At 50.6% G+C, this 25,227-nt stretch carries 24 protein-coding genes; 2 read left to right on the top strand and 22 right to left on the bottom strand.

From position 1 onward, the window contains the following. Positions 1-84 precede the first annotated feature (84 nt). From I2G69_RS02030 to I2G69_RS02090, 13 genes are all read right to left on the bottom strand, one after another. Complete coding sequence (locus tag I2G69_RS02030) at positions 85-750, bottom strand: HAD family hydrolase (RefSeq protein WP_195560111.1); 666 nt, start codon at positions 748-750, stop codon at positions 85-87. 276 nt (positions 751-1,026) lie between these two features. Continuing rightward, complete coding sequence (locus I2G69_RS02035) at positions 1,027-1,611, bottom strand: thiamine phosphate synthase (RefSeq protein WP_195560112.1); 585 nt, start codon at positions 1,609-1,611, stop codon at positions 1,027-1,029. Continuing rightward, a complete protein-coding gene (thiH, locus tag I2G69_RS02040; protein WP_442858879.1) occupies positions 1,598-2,758 on the bottom strand; it encodes a 2-iminoacetate synthase ThiH in 1,161 nt (386 codons plus the stop codon). The genes I2G69_RS02035 and thiH overlap by 14 nt, the downstream gene beginning before the upstream one ends. A gap of 72 nt (positions 2,759-2,830) precedes the next feature. Next, a complete protein-coding gene (locus I2G69_RS02045) occupies positions 2,831-3,607 on the bottom strand; it encodes a thiazole synthase (RefSeq protein ID WP_191448556.1) in 777 nt (258 codons plus the stop codon). After that, positions 3,604-4,257, bottom strand: a complete 654-nt coding sequence (thiF, locus tag I2G69_RS02050; protein WP_191405655.1) for a sulfur carrier protein ThiS adenylyltransferase ThiF — start codon at positions 4,255-4,257, stop codon at positions 3,604-3,606. The genes I2G69_RS02045 and thiF overlap by 4 nt, the downstream gene beginning before the upstream one ends. Before the next feature lies 1 nt (position 4,258). Further along, positions 4,259-4,456, bottom strand: coding sequence for a sulfur carrier protein ThiS (gene thiS, locus I2G69_RS02055; protein ID WP_191363050.1), 198 nt, complete (start codon positions 4,454-4,456; stop codon positions 4,259-4,261). A 458-nt stretch (positions 4,457-4,914) separates the two neighbouring features. After that, positions 4,915-5,850 carry a DUF1848 domain-containing protein gene (locus tag I2G69_RS02060; RefSeq protein ID WP_195560114.1) on the bottom strand — a complete coding sequence of 312 codons (936 nt, stop codon included), beginning with the start codon at positions 5,848-5,850 and terminating at the stop codon, positions 4,915-4,917. A gap of 299 nt (positions 5,851-6,149) precedes the next feature. Next, positions 6,150-7,841, bottom strand: coding sequence for a recombinase family protein (locus tag I2G69_RS02065; protein WP_195560115.1), 1,692 nt, complete (start codon positions 7,839-7,841; stop codon positions 6,150-6,152). A 105-nt stretch (positions 7,842-7,946) separates the two neighbouring features. After that, the gene (locus I2G69_RS02070; protein ID WP_178863241.1) at positions 7,947-8,123 is read right to left on the bottom strand and encodes a hypothetical protein; all 177 of its coding nucleotides are present in this window, start codon (positions 8,121-8,123) and stop codon (positions 7,947-7,949) included. Beyond that, positions 8,113-9,093 carry a MobV family relaxase gene (gene mobV, locus I2G69_RS02075; RefSeq protein ID WP_195560116.1) on the bottom strand — a complete coding sequence of 327 codons (981 nt, stop codon included), beginning with the start codon at positions 9,091-9,093 and terminating at the stop codon, positions 8,113-8,115. Before mobV ends, I2G69_RS02070 begins: the two co-directional genes overlap by 11 nt. Beyond that, a complete protein-coding gene (locus I2G69_RS02080) occupies positions 9,090-9,308 on the bottom strand; it encodes an LLM class flavin-dependent oxidoreductase (RefSeq protein WP_195560117.1) in 219 nt (72 codons plus the stop codon). Before I2G69_RS02080 ends, mobV begins: the two co-directional genes overlap by 4 nt. A 363-nt stretch (positions 9,309-9,671) precedes the next feature. After that, positions 9,672-11,030, bottom strand: a complete 1,359-nt coding sequence (locus I2G69_RS02085) for a DNA primase family protein (protein ID WP_195560118.1) — start codon at positions 11,028-11,030, stop codon at positions 9,672-9,674. Beyond that, positions 11,008-11,628, bottom strand: a complete 621-nt coding sequence (locus I2G69_RS02090; protein ID WP_195560119.1) for a CHC2 zinc finger domain-containing protein — start codon at positions 11,626-11,628, stop codon at positions 11,008-11,010. Before I2G69_RS02090 ends, I2G69_RS02085 begins: the two co-directional genes overlap by 23 nt. A 218-nt stretch (positions 11,629-11,846) precedes the next feature. Here I2G69_RS02090 and I2G69_RS02095 point away from each other — a divergent pair, with 218 nt between their 5' ends. After that, positions 11,847-12,698 carry a sigma-70 family RNA polymerase sigma factor gene (locus I2G69_RS02095; RefSeq protein WP_195560120.1) on the top strand — a complete coding sequence of 284 codons (852 nt, stop codon included), beginning with the start codon at positions 11,847-11,849 and terminating at the stop codon, positions 12,696-12,698. A 31-nt stretch (positions 12,699-12,729) separates the two neighbouring features. Further along, complete coding sequence (locus I2G69_RS02100) at positions 12,730-13,641, top strand: hypothetical protein (RefSeq protein WP_195560121.1); 912 nt, start codon at positions 12,730-12,732, stop codon at positions 13,639-13,641. A gap of 517 nt (positions 13,642-14,158) precedes the next feature. Here I2G69_RS02100 and I2G69_RS02105 read toward each other — a convergent pair. From I2G69_RS02105 to rlmD, 9 genes are all read right to left on the bottom strand, one after another. After that, positions 14,159-17,536, bottom strand: a complete 3,378-nt coding sequence (locus I2G69_RS02105) for a DEAD/DEAH box helicase family protein (RefSeq protein WP_195560122.1) — start codon at positions 17,534-17,536, stop codon at positions 14,159-14,161. 4 nt (positions 17,537-17,540) lie between these two features. Further along, complete coding sequence (locus I2G69_RS02110) at positions 17,541-18,527, bottom strand: DUF4238 domain-containing protein (protein WP_195560123.1); 987 nt, start codon at positions 18,525-18,527, stop codon at positions 17,541-17,543. 78 nt (positions 18,528-18,605) lie between these two features. Further along, positions 18,606-19,286, bottom strand: a complete 681-nt coding sequence (locus I2G69_RS02115; protein ID WP_195560124.1) for a DUF6602 domain-containing protein — start codon at positions 19,284-19,286, stop codon at positions 18,606-18,608. An 18-nt stretch (positions 19,287-19,304) separates the two neighbouring features. Continuing rightward, complete coding sequence (locus tag I2G69_RS02120) at positions 19,305-20,072, bottom strand: hypothetical protein (protein ID WP_195560125.1); 768 nt, start codon at positions 20,070-20,072, stop codon at positions 19,305-19,307. 9 nt (positions 20,073-20,081) lie between these two features. Beyond that, positions 20,082-20,273: a hypothetical protein gene (locus I2G69_RS02125; RefSeq protein WP_195560126.1), complete on the bottom strand. Its 192-nt coding sequence runs from the start codon at positions 20,271-20,273 to the stop codon at positions 20,082-20,084. Between the two features lie 9 nt (positions 20,274-20,282). Next, positions 20,283-21,413: a restriction endonuclease subunit S gene (locus tag I2G69_RS02130; RefSeq protein WP_243254747.1), complete on the bottom strand. Its 1,131-nt coding sequence runs from the start codon at positions 21,411-21,413 to the stop codon at positions 20,283-20,285. Beyond that, entirely contained in the window at positions 21,410-22,942 is a 1,533-nt protein-coding gene (locus I2G69_RS02135; RefSeq protein ID WP_195560127.1) for a type I restriction-modification system subunit M, read from the bottom strand. Before I2G69_RS02135 ends, I2G69_RS02130 begins: the two co-directional genes overlap by 4 nt. Continuing rightward, complete coding sequence (locus tag I2G69_RS02140; protein ID WP_087234166.1) at positions 22,939-23,166, bottom strand: helix-turn-helix domain-containing protein; 228 nt, start codon at positions 23,164-23,166, stop codon at positions 22,939-22,941. The genes I2G69_RS02135 and I2G69_RS02140 overlap by 4 nt, the downstream gene beginning before the upstream one ends. A 156-nt stretch (positions 23,167-23,322) precedes the next feature. Further along, the gene (gene rlmD, locus I2G69_RS02145; RefSeq protein WP_195560128.1) at positions 23,323-24,954 is read right to left on the bottom strand and encodes a 23S rRNA (uracil(1939)-C(5))-methyltransferase RlmD; all 1,632 of its coding nucleotides are present in this window, start codon (positions 24,952-24,954) and stop codon (positions 23,323-23,325) included. Positions 24,955-25,227 lie beyond the last annotated feature (273 nt).

The raw sequence follows: 25,227 nt of genomic DNA on the forward strand, positions 1-25,227 counted from the left end.
CATCAAACAGAAAAGCCATGGTGTCTAAAGTGTTTTATCGCTTTAGACACCATGGCTTTCCGTTTCTATAGAATGTTTCGCCGATCAACGGCCGTTGATCGCATCGATGATCGAGATGACATCATCCAAGCTGTCCACCTTGCGCAGACAAAGCTGCAAAACGTCCGGTTCCAATTTGCAGAGGTCGGGAATCAGGATGGAACGGAACCCTCCGTTGTGCGCAGCGCGGATTCCGGCGTTGGAGTCCTCCAAGACCAGGACATTTGCGGGCGGTTCCCCCAACTGTTCTGCCGTCAGCAGGAAAATTTCGGGATTCGGTTTGCTGGCGTGGACCTGGTGCCCGCTGACCACACAATCGAAACGGTGCTCCAAGCCGTGCTGTTTCAGCAGGAAATCGATCTTCTTGGGCTGGGACGAGGAGGCGACGGCTTTTTTTAAGCCGCGCTGTTCCAGCGCATCCAACAGGGGAAACAGCCCTTTTTTCGCGGGGATCTGTTCCGTCTGCAACGCCTCAAAGAAGAGCGGCGTCTGGCGGTCGATAACCTTCTGCACAGGGAAATCCGGCCCATAGACGTCCAGCAAGATCTGTGCGGAATCGGCCTTGCTGCGGCCCATAATCAGGCTGTGAATTTTGCGTGTAAAAACCTTTCCCTGTTCCGATACCGCCTGGCCCCATGTGCGTTCATAGAGTTGTTCGGTGTCAAACATCAGACCGTCCATATCAAAAATAACCGCTGTAATCCGTTCCATGGTGATTCTCCTTCCGCTTTGGGGCAATGCACAACTTCAGATGCTTTGCCGGTGCAATATCTCATGGCTGCCCTAAAGGTCCCGCACGATCGTGCGCTGTTTTTATGCCGGTGGGTCGGCTTTTCCGTATGTATTATACCAACCTGGGGCGTAAACCGCAACTGTGTTGGACGGCAAGACCTTTGCAAGGATGCTTGATCGAAAGGGCACTTGACCAAAAAGGATACAGACCGGTCTCCCGCGAAATCCAGGCCGGAGAAAGCGTTCCGGCAGGATTTACAGGCGCATCATCCCGGACATAATACACACGCCTGCCGCGCCGCAGGAAAGAACGCTTTGCATTTGCTCGGAATCAAGGGAGATGCCGCCGATCGCATAGACGGGCACGGACGCTGCGTGGCAGACCTCCCGCAGGAACGCCAACCCCCTGGGGGGAATCCCCGGCTTGCAGCCCGTTGCGAAGATATGGCCCGCGATGAGATACGAAGCCCCGAGTTGTCCGGCGCGGCGTGCGTCCTCCACGGAATGCACCGATGCGCCGATACGGGAAAAGCTGTCCAACGGCCGGTTGGCGTCCGCGGCGGCCTCTTCCAGCTTCCACAGGGGGAGCTGGATTTGTTTTACACCGAGACGCTTTGCCACATCGAGGAAGCTGTGAAGGACACAGGGAACCCGGTGGCGGTTACAGATCGCCAGGACATCCGCCGCGAGCGCTTCATAGGCGCTTTCGTCCAGGTCCTTTTCGCGCAGGATCAGGGCGGCGGGCTGGAAGGCGCAGACCCGCTCCACCTGCTCGAGAAAGGGCCTGGTGCAAAGCGATCGATTGGTAACCGCGACGACGGAGCGATTATACGTAGACATAGTCGTTCATCACCGGCTGGAGGCCGAGCTTTTGGAGGTCGTGGAATACTTCGTCCACGCTCCGCCCGTCGGAAATCTCGAACTGGTCGTCCCCCTTTGCTTCGATCTCGTCCGAGTGTTCGCCAATCCCCGTGCTGACACCTGCGGAGATTTTCGTCGCGGCGATCGAGACCAGATTGTCCCGCACGCGCGCGCATTCCCGCGTGGAGATGGTGATGCTGGCAAACGGCATCAGAAGCCGGTAGGCCATCACCACCTGCAAAAGCTGCGGTTCGTGGACGTCCATGGGATTGATCTTGTCGTTGTTGATGATCGGGCGGAGACGGGGGCAGGAGAAGGCGATTTCCGCGTGCGGGTATTTGCGCTGGAGCAGCCAGGCATGGCAGCCGGTGGCGAAGGCGTCCTTGCGGAAGTCGTCCAGCCCCAGCAGCGCGCCGAACCCAACGCCGCGCATACCGCCCTTTAGAGCGCGCTCCTGCGCGTTCAGCCGGTATGGGAAAATCCGCTTATGGCCCTGTAGGTGGAGCGTCTCATATTTGTCGCTGTTGTACGTTTCCTGGAAGACCGTAACGTAGTCGGCGCCGCACTGGTGAAGATAGGCGTATTCGTCGGAATTCATCGGATACACCTCCAGGCCGATCACCTTGAAATACTTGCGCGCAATTTTGCAGGCCTCGCCAATGTATGCAACGGTGGATTTGGAGCGGCTTTCCCCGGTCAGGATGAGAATCTCCTGTAGGCCGGTGGCGGCAATCGCCTCCATCTCCTTTTCGATCTGCTCGGCGTTCAGCTGCGCACGGTGAATTTTATTGTGGCAGTTGAAGCCGCAGTAGATGCAGTAGTTTTCACAGTAATTGGCGATGTAGAGCGGCGTAAACATGCAGACCGAATTGCCGAAATGCTTGCGGGTTTCCTGCTGGGCTACCTGTGCAATCTCCTCCAAAAACGGAAGGGCGGCGGGGGAGAGCAGCGCGCCGAAATCCTCCAGGGTGCGGTTTTCATGCCGGAGGGCGCGGCGGACGTCATCCGCGGTATAACGGTTGTAATCGTAGGCGGCAGTGCGGTCCAAAACCTGCTGGCCGATGCCGGAATCCAAAACCTCCATGCCCGGCAGGTATGTCATGTGGTCGATGCGTTCTTTTTTCATATCCTGCCGCACTTCGTCGCTCAGGATGCTTTCATTGATATGTTCATTCTGTGCCATGGCGCGTTTCCCTCCTTATTCTCTCAAAAAGCCGGTCAACGGGGAGGAGGCGCTTGCGCCCTTTTCCAGCGTGCGGCCAAGGCCGGAAAGGTAAGCTTTGCGGCCCGCCTCAATCGCCTGCCGGAACGCTTCCGCCATGACGGGGATGTCGCCAGCGGTCGCGATGGCGGTGTTGGCCATTACAGCGGCAGCGCCCATCTCCATCGCCTCACACGCCTGCGAAGGACGGCCGATGCCGGCGTCCACGATGATCGGGAGGTCGATTTCATCGATCAAAATCTGGATGAACTCCTTGGTGCAAAGGCCCTTGTTCGTGCCGATCGGCGCGCCAAGCGGCATGATGCAGGCCGCGCCCGCGTTGGCCAGGTCCCTGGCGGCGTTCAGGTCGGGGTACATATAGGGCATGACGACATAGCCCTCTTTTGCCAGGACCTCCGTCGCCTTGATGGTCTCGTAGTTGTCCGGCAGCAGGTACTTGGAGTCGTGGATCACTTCGATTTTGATAAAGTCGCCGCAGCCCAGCTCCCGCGCGAGATGGGCAATGCGGACCGCTTCGTCGGCATTGCGCGCGCCGGAGGTGTTGGGAAGCAGGGTGACGGTTTTGGGGATATAGTCGAGGATGTTGGCCAGCCCGCCCTCGTTCGCGCGGCGCAGCGCCAGCGTGACAATCTGCGCGCCCGCCTTTTCAATGGCAGCCTGGATGAGCTCCAGCGAATATTTGCCGGAACCAAGGATGAATCGGGAGGTAAAGGTATGCCCTCCAATGCTCAAAAGATCCTGTTGTGTATTCATGGTTCTTCTCCTTTTGTTGTACAGATGTATTGTGCGATGCAATTGGCCTCATGCGCTGCGCAGAGCGCCACACGGGGAGCCATCAGGCCGTAGCCGGGCCCCGTCTGAGCTATCCCATCGCCGCAGAGGTAAAAATGGTCGGTGATTTTGCGCGTCTGGATGCGGTTGCTGTCGCTGTATCCAGCCATTCCGGAGGCGGAGACCAGGAAGGCCTGCGGGAAATGCTCCAAGATGCCGTTCACCAGCATCGCCTTTGCCTCCGGGGAATCAAAGGCTTCGCAGACGATCGGGTCCTCTGCAAAGAGCTCCGGAAGATTGCCTTCCGTCACACGGACACAATCGGTCCGGATGTCCAGATAGGGGTTGATCTGCAGCAGTTCCTCCTTTAGGGCGTCGGTTTTGTACATGCCCAAATGCCGGAGGAAATACTGCTGGCGGTTTAAATTGGCGAGGTCCACGCGGTCAAAGTCGATCAGGTGCAGGTGCCCGACGCCGATGCGGGCCAGAGCAAACGCGACGTTGGAACCCAAACCGCCGAGCCCTGCGACAGCCACCCGCGCGTGGTCCAGCTTTTCCTGCACGCCTGCGGAATGGCGCTCCCGCAGCGCGCATTGAATCTGTTCTTTGGTGATAGGGTTGCGCGGTTCCAAATCAGCCACCTCCTACAAAATGGACGATTTCCACTTGGTCGCCGTCCGCGAGGACGGTGGAAGGGTACGCAGCCTTCGGGACAATCGCGCCGTTCCGCTCAACGGCGACGCGGGCAGGGTTGTACTGATTTTGGTCGAGGTAGCCCTGTAGGGTCGTCCCCTCCGCAAGTTCGACGGCGGTGCCATTGATCTGAATCATCATGCAGCTCCTTTCTGGAATCCAGCTGTAAGCAAAGAAAAAAGAGTTCACGAAAAAATACACCCGCGGTGGTGTACCCCTTCGTGAACTCTCGTTCACTCTCAACCGTTCCGATTCAATTGTCTTCTCCTGTTGGAGAACCTGTAAAATGTGCGCAGACGGGATGCATACAAAAACGGGAAATGCCAAGCATTTCCCGTAGGGTTCGTTTCTTTCCCTACGTTGGCATTATCCAAGTCAGGTTATGGGTCGAAGTTCGCAACTTCCTCTCAGCCTATGTATAAGCTCCCCTGTTCCATTTACGGGTCTACTATACACGATCCACCGGAATTTGTCAAGTTTTGGATAGTGAGTTTCTTGCATGGAAGTGTGGGCAGGGGCTTTGAACAGGGGCATTGGCTGCCGCCCGTGCCGTGCGCCGGCCAGGAGAAAATCCCGGTTTCTCAGAAGATGGCCGCCTACTCCAAACGGAGCTGCATGTCTTTGAGGGAACGGACAGGCCGTTCCGTAATTTGATCCTGTGGCCCAACCGTTCCGCACAAAAGGGGCGCATGTTCCGCATAGAGCCGGACGGTGTCGGCGACTTTTTCCGGGCTGAAATTGGCGTAGCAATAGTTGCATCCGTTCCGGCAGGTGTGATAAGCGCCGATGTCGATGCTCTCGACACACCCGCACGCTGCGCGTTGGTTGCGGTCTTTGCCAGCGCGGAGAGGACAGCCGATGATCCGCTCGATCAGGTGAGGGTCGATGCAGCTTCCGTGTTGGACACCCACCGCCTGTAGGTCGCAGGACTCCGCGCAGCTCTCGATGGCCATGCCGTTCTCAGCGGCGATCTGGGCCATCTGTCCGGTCATATAGAACAGTGTATCCCCCTCCGGCGGAGACAGAAAAAGCCCTGCCGTATTGCGTTTTGTTTTTGCATAGAGGTCGATGAAGCTGATGACCACCCTTTCCGTATACCCACGCAGACGCCTGGCAATTTCCGAAAAGGCGGCCAAATGGTAGGAAACGGTGTACCGGCGGTTGAGAAAGATCGGATCGTACCGCCAGACGACCCGCTCTTTGCCGATTTTGGAAGAGAGGGCCTGAAAGGTGGGGATTAGGCGGTCCTTTTTGTCGGGCAGATTGGGTTCGATATCCCGGCCATAGCTGGTCAATGTAAATTGGACATAATAGGGATATGCCGCCAGCTCTCTCAGATGGGGGAGCATGTTCTCCGGGTTTTTCGTCCAAAAGACGATGCAATCCACCACCGAAGGCGATAAAGAGATGCGGCTGATTTGATGTGGATTTATCGGGTTGCGGACATACACAAAACCCTCTTGGACGCGGTGCAGGAACCAATCTATATAGTAGTTGGGAATGTCCGTCCGGCGGCTGGCGCTGAGAATCATCGCTTCACATCCTTTTAGAAAGCGGTAAAACGGCGCTTCCTATTCGAGAAGTTGTATTTGGCTGTCTGGTAATAGGATTCAATCGTACGCTGCTAACAAGAATTATTTCCGATATTTATTGCTCCTGAGCATGCTCAAGAAAGCTTGGCGGTTTGTACAGTGGTGTAGCCAATCGTGCTTTTTGGCCTCGTTTCTTGCATTGTCAATGAGATCTAAATGATTATGTAGATTGTTTATGGAAACCGTTTTTCCTATCCATTGCATTGCGGATAGAAATATATTTGCAGGGTGAGAATCCTTCATAAGATGTTGCCTGACTTTCTTTTGAATAAGGTAACACATTCAACATAATGTTCATTGTCCAAACTAATATTCATATCTTCCTCTATGATAGGCAGCCGGAACTTGATGGATTTCAGCCACTGACCATTGGGTTGACGCTCCGGGTAAATCTGAATTTCAGAAATCAGTTCCTCAATCAGCTGCCGTTTCTCTCTGTCGTTCATCTTTCCATAGAGTTGATCGAAGTAGATCAGAACCTTGTAGATATTATCGCCGGTCAGCTTTTCTGCCTCAATAGCCTGTTTCTTGGCTCTGGCTGCAATCAGCAGAGATTCCAATTCTTCAATCTTATCATACATCCCATAGAGCCGATCATCAAGGTCTGATTTCCGCCTGCTGTAATGCCGGTCATCCGGGTCAAGAGAGTCGATTTCTTCAATTAGCTTGGATTTGGTGGAATAAGCCTGACGAAGCTGCTTTTCATAGCTGCTGATTTCTTGCTCAATCGCCGTGGTGTCGACTTTCATGTTGATCTTTTCCTGCATCATCGCCGCAAATTTGGGATTGCTGACCAGCTTGCAGATTACCTCCGCCACAGCATCGTCCAGCAGCTCTTTCCGGATTTGCTTCTTGTAATCACATTTATGCCCACGGGTCATAGAGCGATGTTTGCAGCCATAGTAGTAGAAATCCTTGTATTTGCTACCGTCCGCTTTCCGTTTTACGCACTTATTACCATACATTCCAACACCGCATACGGGACATTTTACAATGCCGGACAACAGGTGCGTGCATTCGTTTTTCCCTTTGTTGACGTGTTCATACCGTTTGGCTTGAGCAGCCAACTTGACCTGTGCTGCCTGCCATACATCCTCCGGGATAATGGCCTCATGCAGACCATCCACCAACAAAAAGTTTTCTTGTTCTACCAAACGGTACTCGTTTCTGGTTCCATGCACCTTTTCGGTTTTTCGCCTGCCATAGGCAATCTTGCCGCAGTAAACCGGATTTTTCAGAATCATGCGGATCAGACGAGCGTCAAAAAGAGGATTTTTCCCGTTCTGGCGCTGGACTTTGCTGATTCCATGATTTTCAAGATATTTTGCGATCCCATTTGCGCCAGAATCGGTTGTAACATACTGCTCATAGATGGTGCGAATCGCCGGAGCTTCCTCTTCGTTGATTTCCAGCTTGCCATCCACCAGTTTATAGCCGTAGGGGGCAAAGCCGCCGTTCCACTTGCCCTCTCTGGCCTTTTGGATACGACCTTCCATGGTTTGGACACGGATGTTTTCACGCTCAATTTCCGCCACTGCCGATAGGACGGAAATCATCAGCTTTCCCGCATCTTTGGAGGAATCAATACCATCCTCCACGCAGATCAGGTTGACACCGAAATCCTGCATGACCTGTAAGGTGGAAAGGACATCTGCCGCATTTCTGCCAAAGCGGGATAGCTTGAATACCAGAACAAAGGAAACGCCATCCTTGCCGGTTTTGATGTCCTCCATCATCTGGTTAAATTGCGTACGGCCTTCAATTGATTTACCCGATTTTCCCGCATCCTCATATTCGTGAGCAATCTCATAATCATTGAATTCCGCAAAAGCTTTCATGCGGGATTTCTGGGCATCCAGCGAGTAGCCGTCAATCTGCATGGCGGTAGACACTCGTGTATAGGTATAAACTTTTATCTTTTCTTTTGCCATGGCTCTTCCTCGCTTATACTGCTCAACAATTTCTTATGTATTTTCCAAGGGAAGCATTTTTTCCCTTGGAAAATTAGTTTGGACACATTTCTCACGATTATTGTATCATGCTGCTTTTGGCGTTTCAATATTTTCTTTGTAAACATTTTTATTTGTGTCGTGGTTTGTGATTTTATCCTCGGGGAACACCGGATCAGGAAAAGCATCCAAGTCCAGCTCCCCAGCATATTTTTCAATCATATCTGCCAGTAAAACGGCAAGGCCGTTCCACTCATCTATCATAGGCATTTATCCTCCGTCTGTCCGGTTTGTGCATGTACTCCGCCAGCACTTCTTTCGGAATACGATCCAGTACAGCCACAGCATCCTCATAATCCCGTTGTAGTTTGGCATCGGCCAGCTGCTTCAAAGTGCTTTCTTGGGTTGCTTTCTCTAGGGATTGCTCCAGCTGGGCGTTCTCCTGTTTCAGCTTTTTGTTCTCCACGGTGGTTTCCGTAAATGCCACCTGATACTTCTTCAGGGTGCTGTGCATTTGTTCCACAGCCGGAATATACTTATCCAGCAGAGCCGCAATCTCGGCAGCTCTGCTTTTTGCGTTAAAGGCTCCAATACCAGCTAGCAATTCCTCCAGTTTGGCTTTTTGCTTGGTCAGACGGGTCATCTCTTTGAACACTCTGGGCGGGATGTGGTCACGTCCGGTCTGGCTGGCACTTTCACCACGTTCCAGGTCCGGGTATTTGAGCACCATGTGTTCCCAGAACTTGTCCTGCCACTGGGTTAGCTTTTTCTTATTTCCTACGATTTCTTTGGCGCTGAGTCTTCCATCCGCAGTCAGCGGGACAAAAGAAAGGTGCATATGGGGCGTTTTCTCGTCCATATGCACCACAGCGGATATGATTGTTTTGGGGTCTTGGTTTTGCTGGAGAAAGTTCAGCGCCTCTTGAAAATAGGCTCTGATCTCAGATTTCTTCTTTCCCTGAAAGAACTCTGGTGTGGCAGTTACCAGGGCTTCCACGACTCGAACACTATCTGACCTGGTACGGCAACCGGCTTCTTTGATTTGCCGCTCTGCCTCCGCACGATATTTTCGTTTCGGCTCAATCAGATGGAAATTATATTTGCTCCTGCTGATGTCCACATCGGGATTGCTGGCGTATTTCTCTTTGGTGCGCTCGTTGTGGGCCTCAATGTTCCCGATCTCTGGCCCTTTGTACTTGGCAAAGCGGAGAATGGCATACTGCGGCTTGCTCATACTCTGTCCCTCCGTTTCTGCCAGATCAGGTCATAGCCCAGCACGTCGGCCAGCTCCACGACCTCCTTGTAGCGAATAGATTCCCGCTGGAGCTTGGCCGACAGGTTGGAAACACTGTCCGACCAGTCGTATTCCTCATGGAGCAGGTCAACTACCTCTTGCATGGTGTATCCCGCCCGGACGATCTGCGCCTTAATCTCGTTGCGTACCGTCATAATCAAAAATCCTCCTAAATTTACTTAATAAAAAAGCGAAGCCGGTACGCCCTCAGGCATAGCCGCTTCGCCGTGTCGTGAAAAATTCTCTTGTTACCAAATCCGTTCAGAATTGCCGGTGCGATGTCCTGTCCATTATCTGCACCTTCCGACTTTCCCGTTCCGTGTAACTTGGTTCGAAACCGTGCATTTTCCCATAATTCCATGCACCCAGTTCGCTGGTTCGAGAAGCATGGTTTCGTAAAATAATTTCTGCCAATTGTCAAATACTTTCCTATTCTCACTTGCCTTGATTTACCCCTCCAATTTTGCCGGTAATTTTGAGCCATAACCGCCGAATTGCTATAAAAGGGCGAACAGCGGTCAATCACTGCGTACGTACGTACACATCGAATCACCAGAAAACACCGACATATTGTTTCTCACCAGCACCTCAATTCCCAGAAAGCCACGCACTCGCCGTCCGGCAGCATTGGTCACATTGTTGCAGTATTCCAGATTGTAGCGGCTCTGACAGGCAATCAGGGCTTCGCTGAAACTGCGGGGTTTCAGGGCGGGCAGATTGTTTTCGGCGCAGTAAATCTGGTATGCCTCATACAGCTCTTTGGAGCTGGCAGACATATCGGCTTTCCGGCGAATATACCCGTCAGAATCCAGAAAATCATATACATTGTTGTTGTCCCGTTTGACTGCCTCCCGGTTTTCTCTGGTGCGGTCACTTTCGGTGAACTTGAAGTTGTTGGCGGCCAGCCGCTGCAATCCCTCAAAAGCCCATAGCAAAATGCCCTCCACCTCGGCCTTCATCTTTTCGGCCAGGTCGGGATCATCCACACGGCCAGCTGGTTTTTCTTTCGTGGTCAGCACCAGCTGACGGCGGTAAAATCCGTCGCTCCGGTCAAACAGCGCCTGTAAATCTCCGTTGGAGAAGGCCAGCAGCCGGGCACACATCCATCCCTGATAGCTCTGCTTGCCCTTGCGCTCCAAATCCATCTTGCCCTGGGCGGTGACGATGGACTTTACATAGTTGGTCTGGCGCAGGGCTTCCATCCGCATATCATCATCCACGCACAGGAGGATATGCTCCAAATCCGCACGGGCAAACCGGTTCTCGGATATTTTCCCGATGCTGCCATCCTTCATGTTGGAGCCGAACAAAACTCCCAGCACAGCGCCGATCTGCGACTTTCCCTCGCCGCCATTGCCCTTGATGACCATCATCCGCTGGCCCTTATTGCTGGGAATCAGACAGTAGCCGATGTATTCCTGCAAGGTGGGAATGTCCTCAGGGTAGAGCAGGCCATCCAGAAATTTCAGCCAGAGGACGGGCTTCGGGGCGTTGGGGTTATAGGCCATAGGGAAGCGGTTGCGGACGATTTCAGGTTTTCCCTCCGCAAAGGTTCCATCCAGAAAAAGCGTCCCATTGGAGAGATGAATCCGGTCCGCCTGCGGGGGAAAATCCTCCACCAGCGCCGCCAGCTTCATCAGCTCCACAATGTTGCTGATTTTGCGGGGAATATTGCTGACCGCACAGCATTTCAGCTCCTCAAAAATTTCTCCCCGCAGGGGCAGTTCATCGGTCACGCGGCCTTCGGGTGTGAAAAAAGCCCCGTTTGTGAAGATGATCTTGTGCGTCTGCAAGAACTCATCACAAAACAGGGCTTCGTTGATGTTTTTTCCATCGAACCAGACGGGCATCCCGTCAGGCTGCTTGTTTTTCTTCATGGGTAACTTCCTCCTTTTTCAATCTCTCCAATCGTTCCTCCAAACCGGCGATCAGGCCATCTTTGTTCAGCATTTCTACGATTTTTACCCGCTGTTCCAGCTCGGCGGCAATGAGCAAATCTGCCAGATACTCCACATAGTCCAGCATCTGGCAGGCTTCCACAAACCGGTCATCCAGAACATCTTCCGGTGTCTTGGGTGTGTACTGCACCTTCCAGCTTTCCAGAAGATGCAGATAATCGCACAATACCCGCAGGCAGCGCACTTCATCCTGACGGTATGCTCTCAGCAGGGGGCGTTCCGGTTTGGGCAGGGCGATTGCCGCTGGTGGCTTGTCCGGGTCAATCCCGAAGTCATGAGCCAGCTTTTTAGCCGCCTCGTAGCTGCTCAGACCAAACAACATCGCCACAAGGTCGATCACGTCGCCGGTAGCTCCGCAGCCGAAACAGTAAAAGTACCGCTCGTTCAGCTTCATGCTGGGGTGCCGGTCATCGTGGAAGGGACAACAGGCCATGCCGTTTCGGCTGACGTGCAGCCCATAATAAGCCGCTGTTTCTGGAACACGGACAACTTGTTTTATCAGCTCAAACCATGTCATTACTGCTCACTCCCTTCCGAAAGAAAATCCTGGGTGCCGTTTTTTACCATAGAACCTCTCTTTCTTGCGCTTCCGGCGCAGTCGCTGTATAATATTGATATAGTTCCGAAAAAAGTAATCTGATTTTAAATTACTCTTTCACTAATAGGAGAAATCCGGGGTGTAAAACGGAACCATTTTTTGAAAATCACAAAATATTTTTTGAAAGAGGTGAGGTCATGGCGTATCTGTTTGATGACGAGCTTCTGGATACCGAGGGTGGCTTCACCGTATGGGACGATAAAATAGGCGCTGGATCGGCGGAAGAAACGCTGGAACAGGCGCTTGCGGAAGAACGTCTGGCAGAGCTGGAAAGCGAGCTGGAGCAGGACGAGCATCCCGTCGATTATGATGCCGAACTGGAAACCGAGGAAGAAGAAGCCGCCCCGGTCAGCGCAAAGCGGCTGAAACGGGAGATTCGGGCGGAAGCTGTGCGGCGGCTGGAGGAAGCGGCCCGCACCGAAAAGGACTTCCAGGTTGTCGTAGGGGAATGGGACAAGCTAGATCGGAACCGGGAGCGCAGGGAGCGGGACCACGAAAATCTCCGTGGAGATGTGCCTCTGGAATATCAGACAGTGCCTGAGCCGAAACTCATTCCCCGCTGGATGAACACCCCCGCATACCGACAGCTGATGGCCGGGAACTTTCTGGACATCCTGTTTGACTGTCCCTATGAGATGCACAACCTGACCGCCGACGACTTTATTTCCCGCATGGTGGAGGAACTGAGCGAGGAACACAAGGAAGTTTTGTATTTCCTCTCTTTGCGGATGTACAGTACCACCCGGCTTGCCGCTATCCGTGGGCAGTCTGACCGCAACATCCGCAAGCTGCGAAAGACCATCCACAAGAAATTGCAGCGCCAGATGTATGACCATCTGTGTGGCAAGCAGGAGCATGTCGGCAGCTTGACCTTGCGGGAACTCCAGTTTTTGGAGGAATACTCGAAAATTGCAAGGAAACAGGGCAAGGACGCCGTGATCCGGCGGGAGAACAAGACCAAGCGCAGAAAAAAGAAAAACCGCCCCTGATAATTGGGACGATTAAGGAGAAAGGGCGTGTATGATGAAAAATTTATTTGAACAGTCCCGTTCCCATTGGGTGCGGTACGATCACTACGAGCTGAAAACAGCGGAAGATGGAAAGCGGTACATCACCCCCGGCAAGAGCGCAAAGCCGGATGTCTACAATCCGCTGAAAGAGGTCCCGAACATTGTGCTGGATGCGCTGAATGTGGGGATGCTGATGATGGGGCGCAAGCCGGAAGCAGAGGTGGAAAAGGCGGTGATGGAGTTTGTCACCCGGTATGGCCTGCTGGGGCTGATGACCGCTCTGCCCACTACACCGTCCTTTATGGACTATGAGGCGGTGTACCTGCCAAAAAACCACTTCATCAAAGAAGAATCCATGGCGACAGACAAATATCTGTCCCTGTTTTACCCCTTTGACCAGCTAGACCTGGTGAAGAAGGGCATAGAATCCACATGGAATGTGTCCGGTGATCGGACGATGGTTGCCCTGACCATGACTTTCATGGACGAGCCGATGGCAAAGAACATGAGCTTCCAGCGAGAGTATGCAGAACCCTACGACTGGGTTGCCCAACAGTTCAAGGACTGGGCATTCACCCTGTCTACGTCCATCCTGTACTACAATGACTATGATTCCATCGATGAGGACGCACGGGGACTGTACCGCAAGGCCATGGCCGCATTTGGCGGGATCGCCCCTAGCTACCACATCGAGCTGCTGGATAAGCCCACCATTTACTGGGATTTTCACTCCCTGCTGCTGGGCATCCAGATGATGTTCAGCTTCATGCTGGTGGACGGTGACCAGCCCCTGCGCCTGTGCAAGCATTGTCAGAAGGTGTTCCTGGGCAGCCGGTCCAACGCCGCCTTTTGCAGCCCACGGTGCAAGAACCAGTATAATGTTTACAAAAGCCGTGAGAAATCCAAAGGGGACGCAGACTAACGAAGGCGCTGTCGCTGCGGCGGGACAGGAGTTGATATACCTTTGCTTCCTTTTCCGGCCAGGCAGATTTTGCCCTCTGTGCAAATCTCGATTCCGTCCGTATCCGTACAAAATCCGCCTGTCCTACTGTCGCCAAAAAGTGTCTGTCAACCGCTATCTGCTCGCACAGCAGATGGCGAAGCCAGCCCCTTTCCAGCGTCAGCCGGAAGCAAAGGTATAACACACTAGACTTTCCGAGGGGAAAGTCGTGTGCCAAGGAAGGCACTGCCCTCCTTTGGAAACTTCCCGCCAAGGGGAACGCTGTTCCCCTCTGGACTCCCTTTGCCAACAGGGATGCTACTCGCCCCTATTGGATGACCTAGAGCCAAAGGGGCTTTGCCCCTCTGGACACCTCGCCTGTCCGTGCAGTGGCTATCCATCCTGCTCCTGCACAATGATGCCCCCATACCCGAACAGAAAAGACCAGGCACGAAAATCCACCCAGAATAAGGGTGAATTTCCGTGCCTGGTTCATTATTTATGACGCTGTAATTTGAACCGCGTTTTCTCGAACCTGATTGATGGTCTCCATCAAAGCGGTTCTGGTTTTTGCATCAAACAATTTGATAAAACTGATTGGCTTGTCAAACGGTGGCTTGGTCAGCTCTGCGACATTTTCCATATATCCGTTCAGCTCAATATGATTGATGATTTTGTTTACAAAAGCAATCTGCTTTTGATTCAGAGATTGGTCATTGATAAAAGCGGAAAACGCCTGCATAGCCGCTTCATGATCTAGCTTAGCGATCTTGCGAATGAGCAAGCCAAAGGGTGTGTCGCCAAACTCTCGGGCATAATCTTCTTTGCTGCCCAATTCGCTAGTTAGCACCCGCTCCAGTTCCTGATAATCGCCCATAGCCAGCGGAATATTATGGGTCAGCTTATATATGGCCAGCGTATTCCCATGCTCGTTCACATAGCGGTTGACCTTGGCACGGTAGTCTTCAAAGTCATAGGCAGCCTCCAGCTGGACGCCCTCCTGACTGTCAATAATCGGGTCAGTCAGCTTGGTGACAATCTGCCTCTGTGCTCCGCCACCTTCATCTAAAAATCGAATCAGCTCCCGCAGCTCCTTCCGAACCTGCTCAAACAGCAAAATATCATTCGCGTCCCAAAATGCATCGGTGTGAATCTCCTGAAGCATGGGCAACTTTGCCTTGATCTGCGGAATGCTGGCCTTACGCTCCAGTAGGGAAGCGGTGTCGCACAGTTGCTTTTTTGCATACTGGAAAGCGGGCATCTGCTCGATGTGTGCCAGAATTAGGCCATACATGAAATTATCAAACCGCTTTGCAAACTCGTCAGCCTCGTCTGAGCGTACCAGAGGTGCAATCTGTGTGAGCAACTCGCCCTTGTCACCTTCGCTTATGGACACGAAGGCTTCCGGCTTTTTATATTTCTCCACATACTGCATCCGCAATTTTACGGCAATCAGGTCTGAGTTGAGCGCCATCACCTGCTTGTGGCAGGCATTGACGATCTCGCTGCGCCACATCTGATAGTCCTCACCGGCAAAGGCACTTTCCTGCAAAGCCATTGCAATTTTGATCTGTTTGCCGAAGATGTTTTCCGACAGTGTTTTGGTTTCTCTGGTTTCGTAGCCTTCTTTATGTTCCCGGAAGTACTCAAAGTTGCCGCAGTAGTCAAAAATCAGGAACCGCCGCTTGTCGGTGTATGTTCCGTCAATCTGATCCAAACAGGCCAGTCCTTTGCACAGCCGAGTGCCGCGGCCAATCATCTGCCAGAACTTTGCCTTTGACCGGACCTTTTTGAAAAACACCAGATTGACGCATTCCGGCACGTCGATGCCGGTGTCCATCATGTCTACAGATACCGCAATGTGCGGTTCTTTCTCCGGCTGCTTGAAATCATCGATCACCGTCTGGGCATAGGCATCATCGCAAATTACCCGCTGAGCAAATGTGCCGCGATACTGTGGGTACAGCTTATTGAATCGTTCCAGAATAAACTCCGCGTGGCGCTTGTTTTGGGCAAAGAGAATGGTTTTTCCCAGACGGTCGCCGCCCGCCACCTTGATACCCCGGGCCATCAGGTCTTGCAGTACGATGTCCACGGTGGTTTCGTTGAACACAAATTTATTGAGGGCAGCAGAGGGGATAAAGTCTGGCAGCTGACCGTCTTCGATGAAATCATCCTCATATCGCTCTTTGTCCTCTTCGGACAAATCATCATAGGAGATGCCTTCCTCCAGAAAACGGGTCTTGACCTCGTAGTTGTAATAGGGAACCAGCACATGGTCCTGTTGCACCGCCGTTTCATAATCATAGGCATAGGTGGGCACGCCGTGTTCCATCTCGAAAAAGTCGTAGGTGTTCCGATCCACATCGGTCTTCGGCGTGGCGGTCAGACCCACCATGAAGGCGTCAAAATATTCAAAGATGGCCCGGTACTTTTTGAAGATGCTCCGGTGGCTTTCGTCAATGATAATCAGGTCGAAGTGCGCCGGAGTAAACAGCTGCCGCCCGTCCTTGGACTTGGTGTCATCAATGGCGTTGAGGATGGTCGGATAGGTGGAGAACACAATGCGGGCGTTCCGGTCGTCCTTGTTGGAGCAGAGGTTGCACAGGGACATATCCGGCAGATAGTTCTTGAAATCGTCCTTTGCCTGCTTCACCAGCGCGGTGCGGTCGGCCAGAAATAGGATGTTTGTAATCCATTTGCCACGGCTGAGCACATCGGTCAAGCTGGACGCAGTTCTGGTTTTGCCGGTGCCGGTGGCCATCACCAGCAGATGCTTGCGGAACCCCTGCGTAATCTGCTCACATACCGCCCGGATGGCTTCTTTCTGGTAATACCGGTCTGTGATTTTGTCATCAATGGGAATATCCATCAAATCCATCCGCTCGGTGCGCCGGTTCATCAGCTTTTGCAGGTCATCCTTGCTGAAAATGCCACTGACCTTCCGTTGCGGGGCGGTCTGGTCATCCCAGAAGTAGGTTTCAAAGCCATTGGTGGTGAACATCATGGGGCGGCGGCCAAACTTCCGTTCCAGACAATCCGCATACAAAACCGCTTGTTTGCGTCCAATGTTGGGGTCCTTGCTGGTGCGCTTGGCTTCCACCACCGCCAGGGGCAGGCCGTCCTTTCCAAACAGCACATAGTCGCAGAAGCCAGGCTGACCTGGCATCCCGGCCATATCCTCCACACGATACTCCTCCTGTACATCAGCATCTGGGCCGGTGAACTTCCAGCCCATCAGTTTGAGGTCCACGTCGATGTAGATTTTGCGGGTCTTGAATTCCGAGAGGTCCTCCGGCTGGAAGGTGCGTTCCTTCTGATGCTGCTCCTTTTCGGCGGTGTATCGGGTGGACATCTGCTCGATTTGCTTGCGCAGCGCCTCGATCTCGGCATCTTTCTGGTCCAGCAGACTTTCTTGTTCCTTGATTTTCCGGGTGTCCACCGCCACCTTTTCGGTGGGGACAAGATTCTCGTCGAAGGTGCGCTCCTGATAGTCCGCGCCATAGCAATAGTCGATCCACTGCACAAACTCAAACAGACCGCGCAGAGAAGCAAGCGCATCACTTGGCTGAACACTGCGCTCGGTATGTACCGCCAGATTGCCCAACTTGATGATAAAAGGCATCTTGCCCCAAGTGTCGGAGTCCACAGCGAAGCGGAAAGTTGGCTCGTGAATGAGGGATTGCAGATTGTCCTTGTAAGGCATTTTCATGGACTTGTCCGCTGCATATACCCATTTTACTGCCAGCTCCAATGCCTTACGGCAGCCTACTGCACACATAGCAGGAGCAGAAACATAAATTTTCTCAGCTTCCATGCAGGCGGGGGCGAAGAGAGCATATTCAGTTTTGGATTTGAGAAAGGAGAAGTTAGTCATCACATCATCTCCAGTATTTTATTTCTTTTGAACTCATCATGTCCTCATATTGCTTCAACGCGGTTTCCTTATCTGTATGAAGCAGTTGATAAAACTGTTCATCATCTTCTTTTTCGGCATCTATTGAAAAATCAATATACGATAATAAGTTTATACGGTTAGAAATTAACATCCCTTTATTTATCTGCTTGCTGTTCATGCGCTTTACACTGTTGTCATCAATTATCATTATTCTGGGAATGCGCGGAACAGTATCGACAAACGCCAAAAATAATTCTGGCGTAATTGGCATACCAAGCAAGTCATATTCTATACCATCTTTTTCACCGTAAATATTGACTACCGGCATATCGCTTGTAACAAATACGGAACCTTTGGCTTTAAAAGTACACAGTTGCGATTCCTTCATTGTCTCAGCCAAAGCCCGAGGAAACAAGCCAACATCCGGAGCAATGTTCATCTTCAAAAACTCGTTTGCCAGCATGGACAGGTAAACATTTTGCGGTACATCAGGAAAAATGTCCTTTACACGTTTAATATGCTGCGGATCGTTTTTGTATTGTGTATCAATAATATAATTTGACAGATGTACGAAAACAGGGTTTCTAAACAGTAGTGATGACATAAATTGTCTTAGTTTATCAATTTCCACCCGCGCCAACTCAAATTCATCTGAATCCCGTAAAGCATTTTTTATCTTTGAGATAATTGTTGCGTATTCGCCTTCCAGTTCGATAAAACTGTTCTCGATCTCATTTGGTGCTGCAAAAACATGAGTTTCGCTATCTGGATCAATTGCAATTTGATCATATAGGTAAGAACGACAGCAAATATTGTCGATTGAAACCATTTTTGCATTTTCATCATTAGCAAAAACAACATAAACTTGTTCTGATTTTTGATTACTCACAGAAAAGTTTTTTAAGTAAGCCTTGGGGACATAATGTTGTTTTCTCGTGATTTGCTTGTCTAAAACCTCTGTATATTCCATGACAATCTTGCTCCCACCAATATTTCCTATATTCAAATCTTCTCAGCACTAAAACTGATCAAGAAATCATCATTTTATCTAGCCCCAATTTTGCAAACTTTGTATTAGCCTCGAAAAATTCTGCATTATTGGGAAATGATTATCTAGCACATAGAACTGCCGATCTTGCCCATCCTTCAAGAAGAATACTTGTTTATCCCGTGCTGAGCTATTTAGGCTCTCCCTATGTAAGCATACAAAATAGTCTAATGTCTTTTCTTCTGGAAGCCGTTCCTGGATATATCCTTTTGTACTTCTGTCATATTTATAACCGAACTCTTTATATAATCGTTGTTTTCCGATACGAGTTTTAAAAGCAAACATCGCTAATTTTATATGTTTTATTTCATCATGCAATTGGAAAAATTTATTTTTTTCAATCGTTTCTGTTAAATCATCCAAGGTCGCATTTCCCTTGACTTCTATAACCATTATGCAATCATTTGGTTCAACCAGGAAAATGTCTCCGGCTAGTTGACGTCTATAAAAATTTTTCCTACATACGATGATGTCACATTGTGGGCTTTGATGATTGGCCCAAGCAATAAAGCCGGTAACAAATTCTAGCATTTGAAACCGTTCCTGGAGACATTTTTTGAGAATGTTTTCTCCACATCTACCCATCTCAGCATGATGTTTTAACTTTTCAGCTATAAAATATTTGCAAAACAGAAGTTCCTCCGAATATTCCTCATATATCTTTGTAACATCTTCTTCCATAATAGACCTCTCACTTGCTTAAAACTTTTGTTTAGAAGTCTTTTTGAGCATTTGATAGCCTTCTGTTCCGCTAATTTCAAGCATCGAATATTTCTTTAGCATTTTCTCTAAACTTATACGAATTTGGACAGGGGTATAAGAAGTTAATGCTCCTTGGTTAATGATAGACTTCGTCCAATTTCTTTGCTGATTATAGAGGTTCCAAAAACGATTCATATCAAAATTGGGATTCTGTGCCGCTATTTGTTGCACCATTGCGTTAAGCGTATTTCGATCTGCTTCCGAAACGCCTTGCGGAATCATATTTCCCATAGCAGAAGTGATATTTTGCGCTGTAACTCCGGTGCAAGCATTATTAAGATCGGCCACAATAAACTGCGATTCTATATTTGCCAAAACATTTTGTGTTATCTGAAAGGAATTCTTTTGGAAAGCCTTCATGAGCATCTGTTGTTCCTGAATCTCTGACACATACTCATATAGTTGATTCAGTGCTGTATAGCTGGTCGCGTCCATTTTTCGGACAAAGTAATGTTTGTACTTGTTCCAATAATCCGTATCCATCAAGGGTAGTGATTCATAGAACGCCGTTTCGTTTAATTGTCCGTCAACAATAAACGTAGAGATTTCCCTTAACCGCTCCTGGAATTCATCAATTTGAAGGACGATAAGAGAAGCTGCATCAATCTTTTTCTTCCGTTCCTGCAATATGTAAGTTGCAAGGGCAAAGCTACCTACGATAATAAGCAAAATGTTTGCCCAGTTATCTTTTATAAACTCTAACATACTTTATATTCACCTCAGATACTGGCGTAGAATTTGACTCAAAACCATAACATTTGCTGCTCCAAATAACTCCTCTGCCAACATTTGCCGCTGTTGAGGGGATAATTTTTGAATTGATCTCATTGCCTGAATCAAATCCTGCTTTGCTTTTTTATAATCGTCTGTGGGCTCCATCCCCAGTGTTAATTTATATTCTTCCATTTTATTACCTCACCCAAAGTATTCCTGCATTAGCGCCTTTTTCAGCGTTTCAAGCTTTTCAAGGCTGCGGCTGATGGTGATTTTTGTCTTTCCTGTTTGCTCCACAAAGGTAGCAAATTGTTTTTGTTGTTCAATAGGTGGCACAGAAACAAGTAAAGCTTTGAGTTTTGCTCCAGGCAAATGAGAAATAGTGGCTTTTGCTCCTTCAATCGCTGCAAAGCCTTTATTATCGCAATTATATTTGAACCACCACGCTAAATAGTCTGGCAAAACTATCTCTTTTTTACAACGCACACGATGCAATGCTTTTTGAAAATAACATGGTTGAATTTCGTTATGCCACACAGCACATCTTCCAATCTCGCCCCCCTCACATACAAGCAAGTCCCCGTCACGCAACTCGAATTCTATACGATCAGCTTCGTTAAAATCCATTTCATTTAGGTTATCTAACTCAAATCGAAACCATTGTACATTAAAGTTTGCTAAATATGGATATTGGCACATACCCGTCTGCTGCTTTGCGTCTAACATTTTTCCAAGACGAGATGTGGTAATATCCGAAAATATATATTGCGGCCATAGCTTGGTGTTTTGAATTACATCGCCAAACATTTCCACAAACCTTGCCTTGACCAACTCATCCAGCGTATCCAGTTGCTGGCGGCGTTTGGCAATCAGGTCGCTCACTTTGTCCAGAATCGCCGCGATTTTGCGCTGTTCGTCAATGGGTGGAAGGGGAATTTCTGTTTCAGAAAGTGTTTTTTTATTAATGGCCTTGAATGTACTTCCAGTACCTTTGGAATTTAGTTCGTCAACCTTACCTGATAACACATGCCATAAATATTCCTGAGCACAAATATCCTCGTTTACCGTTAAAGCAGCTAACCCTCGGCCTATACAGCATTCACAATTTGCGATATTCAACGCGCCAATTGGTGCACGAACAGAGATTAAAATATCTTTTTCCCGTGCTATTTTGGTTGGCTCAGAGCACCACATACGAACCGCAGGATAAATCTCTCCAAAATCTGCATTTCCCTGAAAAAACGGAAGGCCGTTACCATCTTCGTTGTATGTGGAAGAATCCGGAGACTGTCCCATATTTATCGCACAAATTTCTTCTAACCTCGCCATCATAGCATTTCCTCCAACTCTGCCAGCCCTGCGGTGATCTCCAGTTCCAGCTCATGCAGATCTGCCATCAGTTCCGCGGTAGAGGGGTACTCCACCAGCACATACTCCACCTTTTTGTACTTGTTAATGGACAGGTCATACTCGTTGTCCGCAATCTCCTGCTTGGGCACAAAAAAGCTCTGCTCAGTGCGCTTGCGGTCAGCTTCCCGGTCCAGATGGTGGAACCGCTTGATGATGTCGGGGATGTCATTCTCCGCCACCTCGCTGCGCTTATCGTCCAGGGAAAAGCCGTCGGCCTTCATGTCATAAAACCACACGTTTTCGGTGCCGCCCGCTCCGGTCTTGGTGAACACCAGCACCGCCGTGGACACGCCCGCATAAGGCTTGAACACGCCGGAGGGCATAGAGATCACCGCCCGCAGCTGATGGTTCTCCACCAGTTCTTTGCGAATAGCTTTGTGCGCCTTGGAGGAGCCGAAAAGCACGCCGTCCGGCACGATGCAGGCGCACTGACCACCCTTTCTCAGCATCCGCAGGAAAAGGGCCAGAAACAACAGCTCGGTCTTTTTGGTGTTGGTCACGGCTTTCAGGTTGTCGTTGATGCTTTCCGCGTCCACGGTGCCCTTGAAAGGCGGGTTTGCCAGACACATGGTAAACTTATCGCTGATCTGATTCTGCTTGGAAACACTGTCCTTGTAGTCGATCTCCGGGTGGCTGATGGAGTGCAGCATCAGGTTCATCGCAGAAATGCGCAGCATGGTGCGGTCTGTGTCAAATCCGGTGAAGGCGTCCCCAGCAAAGTGCTCCCACTGCTCGGAAGTCATGGTATCCTCGTAGTGGTTGCGAATGTACTCCGCGGCGGAGACCAGAAAGCCTGCCGTGCCGCAGGCCGGGTCGCAGATGGTGTCGTCCGGGGTGGGTTGCAACAACTCCACCATCATTTCCCGGATGTGCTTGGGAGTGCGAAACTGGCCGTTTTGCCCAGCGGTGGCCAATTTGCCCAGCATGTACTCGTACAAGTCGCCCTGCATATCCAGATCGGCAATGTCATGCTCATACAGGTCATCCAACCCTGTGATGATTTTTTGCAACACCTGCGGCGTAGGAATCAGGAACATCGCATCGCTCATGTACCGGGCAAAGGCCGTCTCATTCTGCACATCACTGCTGGAATCGTCGGCGATTTCCACCAGTTCCCCCTGCTCGGTAAAGTCCGGCAGGCGGCCATGTTTCATGTTTTTGATAGCAGGGAAGACCCGCTGGAAAATCACATTGAAAATTTCGCGGGGATCGTTGTTCTTGAATTTACTCCAGCGCATGGACTGTCCAACGGCGGACTGGGGGAAAATCTTCTCCATCTTCTCGCCGGTCATATGCTCAAATTCTTCCGTTTCCAGCTCTTTTTCGTCCAGAGAGCGGATAAACATAAGATAGGTCAGCTGTTCGATGACGGTTAGAGGATTGGTAATGCCGCCCGCCCAGATGTCCGTCCAGATTTTATCTACTTTATTTTTAATCACACCTGTAATCATGCATCTATTCCTCCGTTTTCTGTATCAGGGATAAATTCCATCACGTCTCCGATATTGCATCCCAGCACGGTGCAGATTTTTTCCATGCTGTCCATGGAGACAGGCTCACCTTTACTTAATCGTGCTAAAACATTGGTGCTGATTTTTGCACGGTGCATCATGTCGGTTTTGCTCAAACCATGGTCGATCAACTGTTTCCACAGCCGATTGTAACTGATTGCCATCCCGCACCTCCTGATTTTTCCTATTTACTAGTATAACGGATATTGTGCTAAAAGACAAATAAAATTCACGAAATCGTGAGCTATTGATTGACAAAAACGTGGTCTGGATATTGGAATCCCAGACCACGTTTTGCTTTGAGCAAGACAGGCTTGCCATCAAATCATTTGAAAATGCTTTAGTGCATCCATAATTGCAGCTTCCTTTTCCGGCGGGCACTGTGGCACTTTCGCGTCTTCTTTCTTTGACAGATTATAATTCTGCCCCACATCTAGCCCGCACTTCCGCTTAACCTGGGAGATATACAGGCTGGACACCTTCAGGCCGTGCTTTTCCAGCACATAGGCTTTGATCTCATCATAGGTGGCTTTACTCTCCGCCGATGTCAAATCCAGCTCGTCCAGATTCAACTCCACCTCGATATGCTGCTTGGTGTTGAGTTTGGACAAAAGTACTACCGTCTCTACATGGGCGGTACGTGGGAACATATCCACAGGCGTGAGCTCCTGCGGGGCATACCCCAGCTCGGCCAAAATGCGCATATCGCGTGCGAGGGTTGCCGGATCACAGGAAACATATACCATGCGTTCCGGATTCATTTGCACCACCGTGTGCAGCAGTTCTGGGGCGCAGCCCTTGCGAGGCGGATCTATAATGATCACGTCCGGGCGTTCGCCGCGCGCTTCGAGTTTGGCAGCAGCCTCAGCCGCATCCGCACATAGAAACTCTGCGTTGACGATCCCATTGCGCTCTGCGTTTTTATGTGCATCCTCAATGGCGGGTGCAACCACCTCCACGCCGATCACACGCTTGGCCTTCTTTGCCATGGATAGGCCGATGGTCCCTGTGCCGCAGTATAGGTCCAATACCGTTTCCTTCCCAGTCAAACCTGCGTAGTCCGCCGCCTGTTGATACAGACGCTCCGCCTGTGTGCGGTTGACCTGATAGAAGGATAGGGGGGAAATATGGAAATCCAGCCCGCACAGCCGGTCTGTAATGTGATCCTGTCCCCAAACAACGCGGTTCTTTTTCCCCAGAACGACGTTTGTCCGCTCGCGGTTGCTGTTGACCATCACGCTTTTAAGCCCTGGTACGTTTTCCCGCAGAAGCCGGACCATCTCGTCTTCTTTGTGTACGCCATTCCCGTTGACCACCACGCAAGCCATTGCCTCTCCGGTGGCTTCCGCCTGCCGGAGATAAAGGTGACGCAAACGCCCCTTGCCGGTCGCTTCCTCGTAAGGTTCGTCACCGCTCAGCGGAACCCAGGCGCGGAAGGCTTCCATTGCAGCTTGGAAAGAAGGCGGCTGTAGCTTGCAGCTCGGACAATTGACGATCCTGTGGCTATGATGCGCATAGAATCCCATCGTCAAGCTGCCGTCTTTCGCCCGACCGATGGGAAGTTGCGCTTTGTTGCGATAGCCATCCGGCTGTAGGGCCCCCAAGATGGGGCGGAAGGGAAGGTTTGTAAAGCCCCCGATGCGTTCCACGGCGTCCCGTACACGCTGTTCCTTGGCGCGCAATTCCTCTTCGTAGTGGATGTGGCGAAAAACACATCCGCCGCATTGGGCAAATTGGGGACAGTCGGGTTCGATCCTTGCGGGCGATGGGGAAAGAATCCGTTCAATCTTTCCAAAGGCATGGGTTTTGGCCACCTTGAGAATGCGTACCTCTAAAACATCGCCAACGGCAGCCATGGGGACAAACACCGCCATGCCGTTCCAGCGCCCAACGCCACTTCCCTCGGCGGTATAACCGGTGATCGTGATTTCGACAAGCTCGTTCTTTTTCATCGTATCCATTCCTGTTTGAAAAACTCCTTTATCGTAAAACGGCGCGGAGTTTCTAGCACCGCGGCCTGTGTGACTAGTTCGGGAATATCCATTATTTCTATTGTACCATAGAACCTGGAATTTTCCTATCCACGATTGAATGGCAGAGGGATTTGCGGAGGAATCTAAAGGTGGACGGCATGCTTCGAATATGCGCAGAAATATGCAGGCGCTTACACGGAAGAAGGAAATAAGTTTTGTGGGAGGAGCACCGGAAAAATAGCCAAAATCGAT

Source organism: Anaeromassilibacillus sp. D41t1_190614_C2, assembly GCF_015558525.1.
GTDB classification, from domain to species: domain Bacteria; phylum Bacillota; class Clostridia; order Oscillospirales; family Acutalibacteraceae; genus Anaeromassilibacillus; species Anaeromassilibacillus stercoravium.